Annotated in this window: 12 protein-coding genes; 7 read left to right on the top strand and 5 right to left on the bottom strand. The window is 62.5% G+C overall.

Annotated elements, in window-relative coordinates:
• The first annotated feature begins 19 nt into the window (after positions 1-19).
• The 7 genes from IE079_RS01490 (at position 20) to IE079_RS01460 (ending at position 7,425) form a co-directional block, all read left to right on the top strand.
• Complete coding sequence (locus IE079_RS01490; protein WP_189571763.1) at positions 20-385, top strand: response regulator; 366 nt, start codon at positions 20-22, stop codon at positions 383-385.
• Between the two features lie 76 nt (positions 386-461).
• Entirely contained in the window at positions 462-2,537 is a 2,076-nt protein-coding gene (locus tag IE079_RS01485; RefSeq protein ID WP_189571758.1) for a chemotaxis protein CheA, read from the top strand.
• 13 nt (positions 2,538-2,550) lie between these two features.
• Positions 2,551-4,266, top strand: coding sequence for a methyl-accepting chemotaxis protein (locus tag IE079_RS19005; protein WP_189571755.1), 1,716 nt, complete (start codon positions 2,551-2,553; stop codon positions 4,264-4,266).
• A complete protein-coding gene (locus IE079_RS01475) occupies positions 4,247-4,753 on the top strand; it encodes a chemotaxis protein CheW (protein ID WP_189571752.1) in 507 nt (168 codons plus the stop codon). The genes IE079_RS19005 and IE079_RS01475 overlap by 20 nt, the downstream gene beginning before the upstream one ends.
• Positions 4,754-4,763: 10 nt before the next feature.
• A complete protein-coding gene (locus IE079_RS01470; protein WP_189571748.1) occupies positions 4,764-5,612 on the top strand; it encodes a CheR family methyltransferase in 849 nt (282 codons plus the stop codon).
• The gene (gene cheD, locus IE079_RS01465) at positions 5,609-6,217 is read left to right on the top strand and encodes a chemoreceptor glutamine deamidase CheD (protein WP_189571745.1); all 609 of its coding nucleotides are present in this window, start codon (positions 5,609-5,611) and stop codon (positions 6,215-6,217) included. Before IE079_RS01470 ends, cheD begins: the two co-directional genes overlap by 4 nt.
• Before the next feature lie 149 nt (positions 6,218-6,366).
• A complete protein-coding gene (locus IE079_RS01460) occupies positions 6,367-7,425 on the top strand; it encodes a protein-glutamate methylesterase/protein-glutamine glutaminase (RefSeq protein ID WP_189571742.1) in 1,059 nt (352 codons plus the stop codon).
• Between the two features lie 51 nt (positions 7,426-7,476).
• On the opposite strand, the gene IE079_RS01455 is transcribed toward IE079_RS01460, so the two are convergent.
• The 5 genes from IE079_RS01455 to IE079_RS01435 form a co-directional block, all read right to left on the bottom strand.
• Positions 7,477-10,257 (bottom strand): GAF domain-containing hybrid sensor histidine kinase/response regulator, encoded by a 2,781-nt coding sequence (locus IE079_RS01455; protein ID WP_189571739.1) that lies wholly within the window; start codon positions 10,255-10,257, stop codon positions 7,477-7,479.
• Between the two features lie 161 nt (positions 10,258-10,418).
• On the bottom strand, positions 10,419-11,624 hold the full coding sequence (locus IE079_RS01450; protein ID WP_189571736.1) for an HD-GYP domain-containing protein: 1,206 nt from the start codon (positions 11,622-11,624) through the stop codon (positions 10,419-10,421).
• Positions 11,611-12,054: an acyl-CoA thioesterase gene (locus IE079_RS01445; protein WP_189571733.1), complete on the bottom strand. Its 444-nt coding sequence runs from the start codon at positions 12,052-12,054 to the stop codon at positions 11,611-11,613. Before IE079_RS01445 ends, IE079_RS01450 begins: the two co-directional genes overlap by 14 nt.
• 86 nt (positions 12,055-12,140) lie before the next feature.
• The gene (locus IE079_RS01440; RefSeq protein ID WP_227712238.1) at positions 12,141-13,763 is read right to left on the bottom strand and encodes a methyl-accepting chemotaxis protein; all 1,623 of its coding nucleotides are present in this window, start codon (positions 13,761-13,763) and stop codon (positions 12,141-12,143) included.
• Between the two features lie 235 nt (positions 13,764-13,998).
• Entirely contained in the window at positions 13,999-16,893 is a 2,895-nt protein-coding gene (locus IE079_RS01435; protein WP_189572880.1) for an EAL domain-containing protein, read from the bottom strand.
• Positions 16,894-16,895 lie beyond the last annotated feature (2 nt).

Here is a 16,895-nt window from a genome sequence, read left to right as displayed (position 1 = left end):
GGACCAGGAGAACCAGACAATGCCCAAAACCGTAATGATCGTGGACGACTCGGTGTCGATTCGCCAGATGGTCAGCCATACCCTCAAGGGAGCCGGCTACGCCGTGGTGGAAGCGCCGGACGGCCAGAGTGCCCTGGACAAGGCCCGTCAGAGCGCCCTCGACCTGGTGGTGACCGATATCAACATGCCGCGGATGGACGGCATAGCGCTGACCAAAGCCCTGCGCGCCGACGCCCGTCACCGCCGCACCCCCGTACTGGTGCTGACCACCGAGGCCAGCGACGACATGAAGTCAAAGGGCAAGGCCGCCGGCGCCACCGGCTGGCTGGTCAAGCCCTTCGAGCCCGCCAAATTGCTGCAGGTGGTACAGAAAGTCATCGGTTGACCCCTCCGCCAGGAGGCAGGCGTCGCCAGTACCCATCGGTAAAAACACCGGAACCCGAACCAAGCGGAATGCCAGGATGTCCGATAACGATTTCCGTGCTGTCTTCTTCGAGGAAGCGGCCGAACACCTACAGACCATCGAGGACGAGCTGCTGACCCTGGATGCGGATCCGGGGGACAGTGAGGCGCTCAATAGCGTTTTCCGGGCGGCCCATTCCATCAAGGGCTCCGCCGGCATGTTCGGGTTTACTACCCTGGCGGAGTTCACCCACCATCTGGAAACCCTGCTGGATCTGGTGCGCAAGGGCCAGGCAGTGCTGGACGATGACCGGGTAGAGCTGACCCTGCAGGCGGTGGATGAGATTCGCGCTATTGTGGATCGGCTGCGGGACGGTGAAGAGTCGCCCCCGGCCGATACTGATCTTACCCGGGCACTGGTTGCCGCGGTGGCCACCGCACAGAGGGGCGAGGCCGCCCCTGGTGACAGCGCCGTGGGTGACGACGAGGGCTTCGGTCTGTTTGATGATGAACCTGGACAACCGGCCCAGGAAGACCGGGAGTTCGGCGGGGACGACGACAGCTTCGGGCTGTTCAGCGACGACGAAGTTGCCGCCGATCCGGACGAGGACGATGGCTTCGGTTTCTTTGATCAGGAGGAAGCGCTATCCGGCTCCGTCGCCAGTGCCGCTTGCGCTTCCTGGTTCGACGAAATGTTCACCGAAGGCGAGGATCACGGGCCAGCACCATCGTCGGGTGAGCAAAACACTGCCAGCGGCGATACTGAAAACAGCCCGGGTGAGGCCCGGGAGACAACGCCTGCGCCCCGGTCGGATGACCCCGAAACCGACGGCGGTTTCGGCTGGCTCAACCGGCCCGAAGCCGGTGCGGAGGCCGAAACTCCGGCACCTGCGCCGCCGTCCCGTCCCGCCAGACGGAACAACGACGGCGGTGGTTCCCTCCGGGTGTCCCTGGAAAAGGTTGACGAACTGGTCAACCAGATCAGCGAACTGGTGATTACCCGGGCCATGCTGCAGGAAACCGCCGACCAGCTGGACCCGGCGGCCAATGAACGACATCTGGCCACCCTGGAAGTGCTGGAGCGCAACACCCGCGAGCTGCAGGAGTCGGTGCTGTCGATCCGGCTGCTGCCGGTCAGTTCCCTGTACAGCCGCTTTCCCCGGGTGGTGCGGGACCTGTCCCGCAAAATGGGCAAGCAGGTGGAGCTGATCCAGCTGGGGGAGCAGACCGAGCTGGACAAGAGCCTGATCGAGAAACTGGCGGACCCGCTCACCCACCTGGTACGCAACAGTATCGACCACGGCATTGAAATGCCCGAACAGCGTCTGGCGGCCGGCAAGCCCGAGAAGGGTCAGGTGATCATGACCGCCGAACACGAGGGCGGCAACATCGTGATCGCCATCAGTGACGACGGCGCCGGCATGGACCGTAACAGGATCCTGGCGAAGGCCCGCAGCAACGGTATCGAGGTGTCTGACGACTGGTCCGACGATGCCGTGTTCGGCCTGATCTTCGAGCCCGGTTTTTCCACTGCCGCGGAAGTCACCGATATCTCCGGCCGCGGCGTGGGTATGGACGTGGTCCGTCGCAATATCCGTGAGCTGGGCGGCACGGTGGACGTGGACAGCCGGCTTGGTGACGGCTCCCGCTTCACCGTGCGCCTGCCGCTGACCCTCGCCATCACCGACGGCATGGTGGTGCGGGTCGGTGCCGAGCGCTACGTGCTGCCCCTGGCCACGGTGGTGGAGTCACTGCAGCTGACGCCCGACGATATCCACGAGGTGCAGGGCAAGGCCCGGGTGATCCATCGCCATGGTGATTACCTTTCCCTGCTCGACCTGGCCGCCATTCTGGATCCGGCCCGGCCACGGCAGGAAGGTGATGACAACCTGGCGGTGGTGGTGGAAAGCGAGGGCCGCCAGGTAGCCCTGCTGGTGGACGAACTGGTGGGACAGCAGCAGATCGTGATCAAGAATCTGGAATCCAACTACCGCAGGGTAGAGGGATTCTCCGGCGCGACCGTCATGGGAGACGGTACCGTCGCTTTCATACTGGACGTCAGCCATTTCGTGGCCCGTTCCGACTCCGGCAGGGATGCACCGGTAATCACTCCAAACAATCGAATCCCTGACTAGATAGGAAAGAGCCATGCCAAGAACACGCGGACTTACTCTTCGCGGCCGGTTGATCCTGGCCTTCGCGGTCGTACTAGCCATGATGCTGATCCTCACGGTGGTAGGCATCGCGCGGGTCGACTTCATTGATCAGACACTGACCGACATTTCGGAAGACAATGCCGTCAAACAGCGACAGGCCATTAACATGCGTGGCAGCGTCCACGACCGGGCGATTGCCGTCCGCGACCTGGTGTTGGTTGACGACCGGCGCGAGCATGAGCAGCTGGTTACCCTGATTCGTGACCTAAGGGCCGATTACGTTAAAGCATATGATGCGCTGGATTCGGGCCTGTCCGGCGCAGGAGCGACAGAGCGGGAGCGGCGGCTATTCAGTGATATTGTCGACACCACCGAGGAGGCAAAACCCCTCGTAACCAGCATCATCGAGGAAACCCGCCGCGGCAACATGGCCAGCGCGACGCTTACTCTGAAGCAGGAGGCAGGCCCGCTGTATGTCCGCTGGCTCAATGAGATCAACGCGTTTATCGATTATCAGGAGGCCGAAAGCCGGGCTCTGTCGAATGAAGTGTACGAGGTTGCAGGAAGTTTCCAGACACTGATGATCGCCATGTTCATCGTCAGCCTGCTGGTGGCCGCGGTGGTGATCGGGCTGCTGCTGCGCTATCTGAACCGCTCCATCGGTGGCGAGCCGGAAGAAATGAAGGCCTTTGTATCGGCCATCGCCGCCGGCGACCTGACGGTCGAAGCGGAGACGCGCCATCCGGAGAGTGTTCAGGGCTCGGTGATCGTCATGCGTGATCGCCTGCGGAGTATCGTTGGCAATATCCGCGAAGGGGCGGGAACGATCAATATGGCCTCCGGCGAGATCGCTACCGGTAACACCGACCTGTCCAAGCGTACCGAGGAACAGGCAGCGAACCTGGAAGAGACTGCCGCCAGCATGGAGGAGATTACTTCTACCGTACGCCAGAACGCCGACAATGCCCGCCAGGCCGACCAGCTGTCGAACCAGGCCACCGAAAACGCTGAAAAAGGCGGCGAAGTAGTGAATGACGTAGTGCGCCGCATGGTGGATATCCGCGATGGCTCCCGTAAGATGGCGGAAATCATCAATGTGATCGACGGCATTGCCTTCCAGACCAATATTCTCGCCCTTAATGCGGCGGTGGAGGCCGCCCGCGCAGGCGAGCAGGGTCGTGGCTTTGCCGTGGTGGCCACCGAGGTGCGTAGCCTGGCACAGCGCAGTGCGTCTGCAGCCAAGGACATCAAGGTGCTGATCGAGGAGTCGGTGGACAGCATTACCACCGGCAGTGAACTGGCCAACAAGGCCGGCGACTCCACGAAGGAGATTGTTGCGAGTATCCGTAAGGTCAGTGACATTATCGGTGAAATCTCTGCGGCCTCCGACGAGCAGACCACCGGTATCGAGGAAGTCAATCAGGCCGTTTCCCAGATGGATCAGGCGACCCAGCAGAATGCGGCACTTGTGGAAGAGTCGGCGGCGGCGGCAGAGTCCCTGCAGTCCCAGGCAGAAGAGCTGGAAGCATCAGTGAAGCTGTTCAAGGTGACGGAGGGCGACCAGTCGGCGACTCATCACAGAGCGCAGCCGCGCCCCCCTTCCAGCGCGGCAGCTCGCCCCGAAGCCCGCAAAACGTCTGCCAGGGCGGAGCCCAGGCAGCCGCCGAAGAGTGTCCAGGAGAACGATGATGACTGGGAAGAATTCTGAGGCTGGCGCTGCCCAGGTGGCAGCGGCCGCCGGGGCGGAACGTGAGTTTCTCACCTTCCGGCTCGGGGAAGAAGAATACGCCATTGATATTCTCAAGGTGCAGGAAATCCGGGGCTATGGCGGGGTAACCCGTATTGCCCGGGCGCCGTCCTTTATCAAGGGCGTGATCAACCTGCGGGGCACCATCATTCCCATTGTGGACCTGCGGGACCGTTTCGGAGTAGGTGAGCTGACCTATGACGAGTTCACCATCGTTATTGTGCTGAACCTCTCCGACCGGGTGGTCGGCATCGTGGTGGATAGTGTTTCTGACGTCATGCGCCTGACCGAGGACCACATTCGCCCGGCGCCGGACTTCAGTACTGCAGTGGACACGCGTTACATCGAGGGGCTGGCCGATATGGACGATGGCATGGTGATCGTGCTGGAAATCAACGGCATGATGAGCGACCCCGGGATGGAGCTTCAGAACGCGGAGTTGGGGTGAGGAGCCAGGCATGACCGGAGCTCCGGAACACCGAGAATTCGCCTACACGGAGCGGGACTTCCGGCGGGTTCAGGCGTTGATCATGGCCCGGATAGGTATTCACCTGGGCGCCGGCAAATCCCAGATGGTATACAGCCGCCTCGCCCGGCGGCTGCGGGCCACGGGTATGACGTCGGTCTCGGTCTACCTGGACCAGCTGGAGGATGGCGAGCATCTGGAATGGCAGAATTTCATCAATGCCCTGACCACCAATCTCACCTCGTTCTTCCGTGAGAATCATCACTTTGAGACTCTGGTGGAGTATTTTCGTGACCATCCCGCATCAGAGCCACTGACTGTCTGGTGCTGCGCTGCCTCAACCGGCGAGGAGCCCTACAGCATTCTGATCGCCCTGCGGGAGGCTTTTGGTCCCGGCAAGCCGGTGCACCTCATCGCCACGGATGTGGATACCCAGGCGCTGGCTTCTGCCAGAGCCGGCGTCTATGCGATGGAACGGGTCAGCAAGCTGTCCCGGCCAGTGCTCCGCAAATATTTCCACAAGGGGCGTGGCCCGCAGGCTGGCATGGTGCGGATCAAGCCGGAATTGAGGGAGGCGGTGGAATTCCGCCAGGTTAACCTGCTGGATGGTCGCTGGCCGGTGGAAGCCCCCTTGGACGCGATCTTTTGCCGCAATGTGTTTATCTACTTCACCCCGGAGACACAGAAACAGTTGCTGCGACGGTTTCGTCGCCTGTTGCAGCCGGAGGGGCTGTTCTTCGCCGGCCATTCGGAGAGCCTGATTTCCTCGGGCGAAGGCTATCACTCCCTGGGGCGAACCGTTTTCACCCCGGACCCGACTTTCACCGGAGTTTCATCATGAGACCCCGGCAGGGCCCGCAAGGCACCGCCACAACCCGCTATTTCGACAGTCATTTCCAGCGCCCGGCGGTGAAACTGAGTCCGGGGGAGTACCATATTTCCGGCGACCAGGAAGTGCTGGTGACCGTACTGGGTTCCTGTGTTTCAGCCTGTATTCGCGACCCGGTGGCCGGGGTTTCCGGGATGAACCATTTCCTGTTGCCCAGCACCAACCGCGAAGACGAGTTGGTACTGGCCCGTTACGGCATCCACGCCATGGAGGTGCTGATCAACGGCCTGCTTGCCCGGGGAGGGCAGCGCGAACGCCTGGAGGTGAAACTGTTCGGTGGCGCCAACCTGATGCGCAGCCGGAACACCTCCAACGTGGGCCACAACAACGCCCGCTTTGCCAGCGCCTTCATGTCGCGGGAAGGGCTTTCAGTGGTTACTTCCGACCTGTTCGGACACGATCCCCGCAAGATATGGTACTTCCCGGAATCCGGGCGGGTCATGCTGCGGCGCCTCAAGGTTACCCGCAACGACACCATCATCCGCCGCGAGGTGGAATACTCGAAGGCCCTGGCGGAGCCGGCGGACTCCGGGGGCGATGTGGAGCTCTTTGGTTAGATCTGTCGCGGAAACGCGGAAGGAAAAACGAAGGTTTAGCCACGGAATCCAGTCCTTTTCCGTGTTTTTCCGTGGATTCCGTGGCCAATTCAGTGTTTGGCGTTCTTTCGCGCATTCCGTGGCAAATAACTGTCTTCAGGGGGTAATAGGTGATTCGGGTACTGGTAGTAGATGACTCCGCGCTGGTGCGCCAGGTGCTGACCGAGCTGATCAACCAGGCACCGGACCTGGAGGTGGTGGGCGTGGCCCCGGACCCCTATGCGGCGCGGGAGAAGATCAAGCAGCTGAACCCCGACGTGATCACCCTGGACGTTGAAATGCCGCGCATGGACGGTATCGAGTTCCTGGAGAAGATCATGCGTCTGCGGCCAATGCCGGTGTTGATGGTGTCGTCTCTCACTGAGGAGGGTAACGAAACGACCCTGCGGGCACTGGAGCTGGGGGCGGTAGACTTTGTCACCAAACCCCGGGTGGGTGTCGCCGACGGCCTGGCGGAATACGTCGAGGATCTGCATCAAAAACTGCGTGCAGCAGGCCGGTCCCGGGTTTCCCGGCGGTCCGGGCGGGTCTCGTCAGCGCCGCGTCGCTCTGCGCCGGTGGCACCCGTTGGCGTTGTCGCCAGCGAGAAGCTGATCCTGGTAGGGGCCTCTACCGGGGGTACCGAGGCGATCTGGCAGTTTCTTCAGGGTATGCCGAGCGATGCACCTGCCATTCTGATTACCCAGCATATGCCGGCCGGATTTACCCGATCCTTTGCGCAACGGCTCGACAGTCATTTGCCGTTGCGGGTACAGGAAGCCGGCGAGGGCCAGCGGTTACGGCCCGGTCACGTCTATATTGCCCCGGGCGGCCGCCACATGACGGTCATACGCAGCGGCGCCGATTATGTGGTGCATCTGACCGATGACCCGCCAGTGAACCGGCACCGACCTTCCGTGGACATGCTGTTCGGGTCAGCGGTGCAGAGCGCTGCCGCCAACAGTGTGGCGGTGATGCTCACTGGCATGGGTGACGACGGCGCCCGGGCCATGCTCAGGCTGCGTGAGAGAGGCGCCAGCACCTTCGCCCAGGATGAGGCTACCTCGGTGGTCTACGGTATGCCCCGGGAAGCCGTGGCCCTGGGGGCCGTAGATGAGGAGCTGCCACTGGACCGGCTGGCGCAGGCGGTATTGAAGGCCGTATCGGGGCGCAGTACCCGGCTGGGATAACCGGGGGTGCCCCAGTGGCTCAGTAGATCAGCGAATTAACCAAACGGGACACTAGGGTTCGCGATCAATGGTCCGCGCAATCGTCGGCGCCAGTTCGGTCAGAATGGCCTCGGCCCTCGTAAAGCAGCGCCGGGCCAGTTGCGGCTGGTTTTGCTTCATTGCCTGTTCCAGCTCCGAGGTCGCTTCGCTCAGTTCATCGTCACCGAAGTAGCCCGCCAGTCCCTTGAGGGTGTGAGCCGCATCGGCATGATCCAGCAGCTGCTGGTCTGCCAGGGCCTGGCGGATAGCGTCGATATGGTCAGGGTAATTGTCGAGGAACAACTCCAGGAATTGTTCCTTGAGCAGCTGGTCGTCGCCGAATGCCCGCTGCATGGCGGTGGAGTCCAGCAGAGAATGGCCGACCGGATCCGGCGCCGCCGGGGTGGCCGGTGCCTGGCTCGCCACGGTAACGGTCAGCCGGTCCAGCAACTGGTTCAGCGCGTCGTGGGTAACGGGTTTCTCCAGGTGGGCATCGAAGCCTCTTGCCAGCATCTGGCGCCGATGATCCCGGCCGGAGTGGGCGGTACACGCAATCAGCCGGGGCAGTCGGCGACCAGCCTCCGCCAGGCGTTGCCTGGCCTGATCCAGAAACTGGAAGCCGTCCATTCCTGGCATCTGGATATCCACGAACACCAGGTCGGGACGGATGTTGTCCAGCATCGCCAGGGCGCGGCGTCCCGACCCGGCGGTATAGACACGGTGAGCACCGGCATTGAGCAGCATCGAGTCAAGAACCTGGCGGTTCACCTCGTTGTCGTCCAACACCAGCACGTCCCGCAGGGGTGTCCTGCCGTACTGACCGGTATCGGTGTCAGGCAGGGCCTGCGGGGATTTGGCCCGGGGCAGGGTGACAATGGTATGGAAGCGGGCGCCCTGCCCCCGCGCGCTGTCCAGGGCCAGGTCGGCCCCCATCAGTTGCAGCAGCTGCCGGCTGATCGCCAGGCCAAGGCCTGAACCGCCATGGGCGCGGGTGGCAGAGTTATCCAGTTGCTCGAAATGTTCGAAAATCCGCTTCTGTTCGGCCTCCGGAATGCCGGGGCCATTGTCGGCCACCGCGAGTTCCAGCTGCACCTGTCTGTGATCCTTTGACAGGGCCCGGGCCTGCACCCGGATCCGGCCCTGCTCGGTGAACTTGACGGCATTGCCCACAAGGTTCATTACCACCTGTTTTATGCGTGTGGCGTCCCCCTGTACCCAGATGTCGTCAAGTCCCTCGACCGCCAGCTCCAGCTCCGTACCCACTTCGGCGGCCCGGGCGCGGAACAGTTCCGCCACCTCCTGCAATTCCGCAGCCGGGTTCATGGGGGCCGGGTCGAGACTCATGTGACCACTCTCGATATAAGACAGGTCCAGAATGTCATTGAGCAGCCGCAGCAGGTGGCGGGAAGACAGGTTAAGAGTCTGCACCATGGACTGCAGGTTTTCCGGTGCGCGATCCTGCATCAGTTCCGCCATCCCCAGGATACCGTTGAGCGGGGTACGCAACTCATGGCTGATGTTGGCCAGGAAGTCACTTTTGGCGCGGTTGGCCCCCTCGGCGGCGTCACGGGCCTGCCGCATCGCCAGCTCCTGTTCCTTGCGACGGGTGATGTTGGTCTGTGACGAGACAAAATGGGTAACCTGACCCTGTTCATCCCGGATTGGCTCGATATAGACATCCAGCCAGTAGGACTCACCATCGCGCCCGTAGTTGAGGATTTCCTGGCGCACGGCCCGGCCCTGATCCATTTGTTCGCGCAGCCAGCGTCGGGCATCCCTTGAAGTGTCCGGACCTTGCAGAAACTCTCCCGGACGCCGTCCGACGACCTCGTTGAGCGGATAACCGGTCTGCTTCTCGAAACTGCGGTTGACCCAGGTGATGTGCTCGTCCTTGTCGGTGATCACGACCAGATTCTGGCTCTGCATGGCGGCCTGGCTGAACAGGCGCACATTGGAGCGGGCTTCCCGCGCCTCAAGGCGGGAGGCCCGCAGGGCGGCCTGGTCGTGGATGATTACCAGCAGGTTGTCGCGGCCGTTCTCACGGGCATTGATCAACCGCACCCAGGTGGTAACCGTGTCTTCGGCGTTGAAGCGGACACGGGTTTCCAGGGTGTGCTCACCCTGGGTGTCGGCAATGAAGTCCTGCAGCTCTAGGACCGGGAACAGCTCACTGAACACCATCGATGACGTGTCGCCGTCGGACTCGAGCCGGCCCTGCATGGCCTGGTTCGTGTAGAGTACCCGGTCCCGGCGCAGATCCAGCAGCAGTACATAGAGGTCGCTGTTGTCCAGGATGCTGCCAATGTAACGGTTCAGGGTGGCTTCCACCCGCCGCTCCAGTCGCTCGGTGACCTGGGCGGCGAGCAGTTTCAGGCCTTCCCGCTGATCGGGGCGCAGGCTGCCGGGTTCGGGGTTGAACACGCACAGGGTGCCGATGGCACTGCCGTCGGCGGTTATCAGGGGGGCGCCGGCGTAGAAGCGGATCATGGGACCGCCGGTCACCAGCGGGTTGTCGGCGAAGCGCTGGTCCTCTGCGGCATCCTCGATGATGAACAGGTCGTCCTGCAGGATCGCGTGGCTGCAGAAGGCCACGTCCCGGTGAGTTTCCTGCACGTCCAGGCCACCCTGGCGGGACTTGAACCACTGCCGGTCACGGTCGATCAGGGTTACGGTGGCATAGCGGGTATTGCATAACAGGGTGGCCAGCCGGGTTATGTCGTCGTAGAGCTGTTCCGGGGCCGTGTCCAGTACATCCATCCGCAGCAGGCGGTCGAGGCGTTGCTGTTCATTTTCCGGCAGGGGCGGTGACTGCATGACAACTCCGCAAGCGGCGAACGAATGACTTTTGATGAAGCCCGGTATGGGGCGAACCAGATGTCGGCCGGCCATAACGGCCATTCAGCACCATACTGAACCAATATACCACCGTCAGGGGCGATACCACTTGTCCGTGGTCATTGCTATCGGCACCCGTTTTACTCGCCCTGCTCCCCGGTGGTAACGACCTGGTCGCCAGGCTGGGCCGACGGGTCGAAATCCCACAGTTCCTGGAAATCCATGGGTGGCATCATATCAACCTCCTCCACGGCACGGATGTTGAAGTCCAGCCTGTCTGTGTTCCGTTCATGGCCATGGGCAAAGCGGTTGCCCCTGGGGTCGGTAATGGCCTTCGCCCGGTGACCGCGAATGTGTTGCGGCCGCTGGGTGATCACCGCCACCTCGTTGTTGGCCAGGCGTACCAGGGCGCCGGGAGGGTAGGGCGTCAGGGCGTTCAGCAGGGCCCGGAACAGGCCCGGGCGCGGGCTGTTGTGGGCGGCATCGGAAATCGCCTTGCGCGCCTGCGGAATACTGAACCTGGGGCGATAGCCGCGGCGGCTGATCAGCGCGACATAGTGTTCCGCCAGTGCCATGACGTGGGCTTCCGGCAAAATCTGGTCGCCGGTCAGCCGCTCGGGGTAACCGCTGCCGTCGGAGCGCTCGTGATGCTGCATCACAATCTTCAGCAACAGGCGGTTCTCGATGCCGGCCTCGTGCAGGGCCCGGGCCGCGAGCTGGGGATGGCGGTGGATGATCAAGCGCTGCTGGTCGTTGAGGGCATTGCTGGAGGCGTTGAGCTTGTCGAGAATGGGCATCAGCGCCAGATTGGCGGACAGGGCGGCCGCCATCAGCACGATGATCCGGCCCTCATCCATATCCAGTTCACGGCCCGCGAAATGGCAGACAATGGCGTAGAACAGCGACTGCTCCGTGGCGGTGGGTTCCACGGAATAGAGATGTACCAGTGCCAGCGAGGCATCCGGCGCCTGCCGGCAGATGCGGTCGATCAGCCGCGCCAGCCCGAGCAGTTTCAGGCGTGCGTCCGGATGCCGGCCGGAGATGGCCTCGTAGGTACGGCTCAGAGTCTTGAGCAGTGCCCGGTAATCGGCGAAGGGGTTGCGCTCTTCCGCCGCGATTTCTTCCTGTACTTCCTCGTCCGGGTTTTCCGCCTGCCGGGGGTAGAACATGCCCCGTTTGTAGAGCTGTTCCAGCTGGGCGTCGCTCTGGATCACGAACCCCTGGGCGAGCAATACCTCACCCTGGCTGTCGAATACCGGCCAGGGCAGGGGCTTGCCTACCACCAGTACGCCGGGGGCTACCCGTACCAGGCTCTGGGCCGGTTCCGCCCGGTTATTCTCCGGCATGGCTGATCACAGTGCCGCGGCCGGCGGTAACCATCTGGTCCCGCAGGTCATCCGGAATCGGCGTCTTGCTCAGGGTGTCGGTGTCCACCATCACGTAGATCACCTCCGCCCGGGCGATGGGCTCGTCGTCGGGGTAGCGGACGAAGTCGATGGCCAGGGTAAACGAGGTATTGCCCAGATGCTTCACCGTCACCCGGCCGCAGAGCACATCATCGAACCGGGCGGGCGCCGACCAGTTGAGGGTCATGCTGACCACCTGCATGTCGAGACCCCGGTCCAGCATGTGCTGGTAATGGCCGAACACCTCCCGGATGTACTCGTTGACGGTGATATCCACGTAATCGGCATAGCGGGCATTGAATACCACCTGCTGGGCGTCGCATTCCGCATAGCGGACCCGAAAGCGGTATTCCAGGGGGTTGTCACTCATGGAGGCTCCTGTTTTGTTCATTGCCCCAAGTGTACCCGGACCGACGGGTTTGTCACCCGTCGGATTCTGATTTACCACCGTATCGGTCAGAGCGAGAACTTGCGGACCAGTTCTGACATTTCCTCCGCAAGGCGTGCCAGCTCCTCGCTGGAGGAGCGGGTCTGGTTGGCGCCGGTGGCGGACTCGGCCGCAAGGTCGCGGATATTGACGAGGTTGCGGTCCACATCCCGGGCCACCTGGGCCTGTTCCTCGGCCCCGCTGGCGATGCTGGCGTTGCGGTCGTTGATCTCGGTGACGGCCTCGGCGATCCGGGCCAGGGCGTTGCCTGCCTCGCGGGCGATGGACAGCACTTCACCAGAACGTTCGGAGCTGCTGGCCATGGCCTGGCGGGCGTTCTCGCTGCCGTTCTGTACGGCGGAGATCATGGTTTCGATCTCGGTGGTGGAGTCCTGGGTACGCCGGGCCAGACCACGAACCTCGTCGGCCACGACCGCAAAACCGCGGCCGGCCTCACCGGCGCGGGCCGCTTCAATAGCGGCGTTGAGAGCCAGCAGGTTGGTCTGGTCGGCAATGCCCCGGATCACGTCCAGCACCGCGCCGATATCGCCGGCCTTGGTGGCCAGTTCCTCGATATGGTGCACGGTGTTGTTGATGTTGTCGGCCAGTCCCTCCATGGCCATCACCGTGTCCTGGACCTTCTCGCGGCCGGCCTGGGAGTGCTGGTTGGCCTCGCGGGAGGAATCGGCGGCGGCATTGGCATTCTGTGCCACGTCATCGATGGCAGTGGTCATTTCGTTGACGGCGGTGGCGGCCTGGTCAAGCTCCTCACTTTGCTGGTTCAGGCTGCGGCTGGATTCCTCGGTCACCGAGTTGAGCTGCCCGGCCGTGGATGCCAGCTTGCCGGAGGAGGCCGTGATGGTGCCGATGGTGTTGCGAAGATTGTCCTGCATGGTCGCCATCGCCTGCATCAGCTCGGTCATCTCATCGCGGCCACTGGTGTCGATGCGGGCGTTCAGGTCACCGCCGGCAATGGTGCGGGCAACGCCCAGCGCATGGCGCACGGGGAGCGCGATGGAGCGTGTGATCAACAACGCCAGGACCAGGGTCAGGGCAATGGCGACCAGAACCGCGACAATGACCCCATTGCGGACATTGCCGGCCTTGCGGTCCGCCTCCGCGGAGGCCTGCTCCACCCGGAGTGTCTGCAGATTCAGCAGCTGGTCCAGGATGTCGGACATTTCCTCGGTGATCGGCTCCAGTTCTTCATCGCGAACCTGCCGTGCGCTGTCTGCCTCGCCCCGTTCGGCATAACGGATAACATTGCTGTGGGCCTCCCAGAAGCGCGCCTCGGTTTCCTTGAACCGGGCATACAGCTCGCGGTGCTGATCGCTGCGAATCATTCCCTCGTAGCGTTCCTGTGCCTTGTTCAGCTTGTCCCTGGTGTCCACCAGCCGGCCGATGAGCGGGGCCCGGGTGGCCATGGTGGTCGCGCCGATCATGGTTTCGGTATGGATCCGGGTGCGCTGGAACAGCTCGTTCAGCCGATTGACCGTCATGATGGCGGGAGCCCGGTGATCGGTCACGCTCTGCAGTTCCTGCTTGAGCGCATTGGTCTGGAAGAGGGCAAAACCACCCAGGCCCGCGAGCAGCAGGACGAGAAAACCAAAGGCCAGCGCCAGACGCAGGCCGACACGCAACTGTCTGAACATAGCAATCTATCCGATAGTGTTGTATTTAAAATGGTCAAAGGGGAGCAATGATACCGGGATCCGTGGGCGAGAACCGTTCCAAAATGTTAACTGGTTCCGTTTGGCTACGACCTTGACCTGCCCTTAACACCGGCTGACTTCATAGGGCGCGCCGGATCCCTGTCCAGGCTGTCGGGGGAGTCAGGAACCGAAGGGAGTGAGGGCGGGGGAGTGCAGAAACTGGCGGGGCGGTGCCTCATTCCGTGGAAGCATCGTAATACACGAACGCCTGGCGGATATGGTTGCGTATCTGCTGGTCATCCCAGGGCTTGGTCAGGAACTTGTAGATGGCCCCCTCGTTGATGGCCTCGGTCACGGATTTCAGGTCCGTGTAGCCGGACAGCACGATACGCACGGTGTCGGGATAGATGTCCTTTACCTGGCTGAGGAATTCCGTGCCCGACATGGCCGGCATGCGCTGGTCCGAGATGATGACCTGGACGTTGTTGGCCGCCAGCAGTTCGAAGGCCTCGGTGATACTGGTGGTGGACAGGATGCGATAGCCGTCCCGGCGCAGTACCCTGGAAAGCGCCCTCAGGATATTGGCTTCGTCGTCCAGCAACAGCAGCGTGGGCTTCGAGTCATGAGTGTCGTCGGTACCCCCGGCATCTTCGTTGTCGCTGGCATTTCCCCGGGTCGCCAGGAACTCCGCAAATGCCTTGAAGGGCATGGGTCTGGCGAACAGGTAGCCCTGCAACAGCTGACAGTTGTTCTTGCGCAGGAAGGCCGCATGGGCCTGGGTCTCGACCCCCTCGGCCACCACTTCCAGGGAAAGGTGGTGAGCCATGGACAGGATGCCCTGGGTAATGGCGGCATCACGGCGGTTGCTGATCACGTCCTTGACGAAGGCCCGGTCGATCTTGATTTTGGTGACCGGCATGATCTTCAGGTAGCTGAGGCTGGAAAAACCGGTGCCGAAGTCGTCAATGGCAATGCCCACGCCCAGGTCGCGTAGTCTGCCAAGTCTGTCGACCACTTGATCGGTGTCGTAGAGCACTGAAGACTCCACAATTTCCAGCTCCAGCCGTTCCGGTGCCAGACCGGTCTGGCGCAAGGTGTCGGTCACCAGGTCAACGAATCCTTCCTGACGCAACTGTACCGGGGACACATTCACCGATACCCGGTAATCCCGGTAACCCATACCCAGCAACCGTATGGCATCCCGGCAGGCCTGCTGCAGCACCCATTGCCCCAGCTCGATGATCTGGCCGGTATCCTCTGCCAGCGGAATGAACTGAATGGGCGCCACCAGGCCCCGGCGGGGATGGTGCCAGCGGATCAGCGCCTCGGAACCGCGGATCTTGCCGGTACGGCTCTCCACGATGGGTTGATAGAACAATTCGAGCTGTCCCTGCTCCAGGGCTCTCTGCAGGTCGTTGCGAAGCTCGACCCGTTCGCTGGCTTCCACGTTGAGGTCAGAGGCAAACCACTGATAGGTATTGCGGCCATGCTGCTTGGCCCGGTACATGGCCAGGTCTGCCTGCTGGACCAGCACCATGGGATCGTCGATGGAGCCGTCGTCCAGGGCAATGCCGGCGCTGGCGGTCAGTTGCAGGGTCCGGTCCTGAATCTGGTAGGGCGCTGCAATAGCGTGCAGCAACTGCTCCACGACCTTGATGACATCATCGCCGTGGGCCAGGTCCGGCAGTACCACGATGAACTCGTCACCGCTGCCTCTGGCGACGGTATCACCGCTGCGAACCCCCTTTTCAAGGCGGGTGGCAATTTCCACCAGCAACTGGTCGCCTACCCGGTGGCCGAGGGAATCGTTGACCGGTTTGAAGCCGTCCACATCAAAGAACAGCACGCCCACCTTGCGGCGGTAACGCCTGGCCATCTGGCAAGCCTGAATCAGGCGGTCCTCCAGCAGGGAGCGATTGGGCAGGCCGGTGAGTACGTCATGACTGGCGTTGTAGGCCAGCTTGCTCTCCGCCGACTTCTTCTCGGAAATATCGTTCTGGATACCGATGAAGTGGGTAACATCGCCGCCACTGTCGCGGATGGGGGCGATATAGAGATCATTCCAGAAGGGGGTGCCATCCTTGCGGAAGTTGCGCAGTACCACGGTGACTTCGCGCTCTTGCCGAAGGCTCTGGCGGATTTCCTCAAGGGCCTGCCGGTTGGGCTCATCGCCGTCAGCGCCTTTTTGCAGAAACCGGCAGTTATGGCCGATACACTCTTCAGCCCGGTAACCGGTAATCTGCTCGAAGGCCGGGTTGACGTAGACAATCGGCATCTGTGGCTGGCGGGCATCGGCGATGACAATGCCGTTGGAGCTGGACTCGATGCCCTGTTTCATCAGCCGCAGCTGACGGCCGTTCTCGATACGTTCGGTGACGTCCATCACCATGACAAGATCCAGTTGCCGCTGATTCAGCTGCATGGCCTGACTGCGGACTTCCACGTAGAGCTCGGTGCCGTCCATGCGGCGGTGTACTTCGAGGCGGCTTCCCGGCTGGGCAAACACGCCCTCGGAGTTGAGCAGCCGTGGCAGCCCGCCGGGTTGCTCCTGCGGGCTGATCAGGTCCGCCAGGGTGAGCGGGGCGGCCTCTTCCGGGGCCATGCCGTACAGGGTCCGGGCCGCCTCGTTGACGGAGACCACCTGGCCGGTATCCGGTTCGGCCAGCATCATGGCCACGGGGTTGCTGTTGAACAGAACCCGGTACCGGGCTTCACTCTGCAGCAGCCCGGTGACGGCCAGGGCACGGTCGATGGCATAGCGGATACTGCGGATCAGTGACTGGGCATCCACCAGCCCCTTGACCAGGTAATCCGCCGCGCCGATTTCCACGGCCTTGAGGTCCAGGTCGTGGTCACCCTGGCCGGTCAGCAGAATCATGGGTGTGCTGATGCCTTCCCGCTGGGCCTGACGGATCAGATCAATGCCTGATTCCGGCCCCAGGCGGTAATCCACCAGCGCGACATCGTGCTGGTTGTCGCGCAGTGACAGCAGGCCGTCGTCGGCGTTGTCGATCCAGGCCAGGTCGAAGGGCGCGGCACTGCCTTCGTGCAGCAGATCACGGGTGATCAGGACGTCATCCTCGTCATCTTCGATCAGCAGAACACGCAGGCGGCTTTGGTCATCGGACATGA

Source organism: Marinobacter zhanjiangensis (assembly GCF_014651935.1).
GTDB classification, from domain to species: Bacteria; Pseudomonadota; Gammaproteobacteria; order Pseudomonadales; family Oleiphilaceae; genus Marinobacter; species Marinobacter zhanjiangensis.
This window is presented reverse-complemented; position numbering and strand designations above follow the sequence as displayed.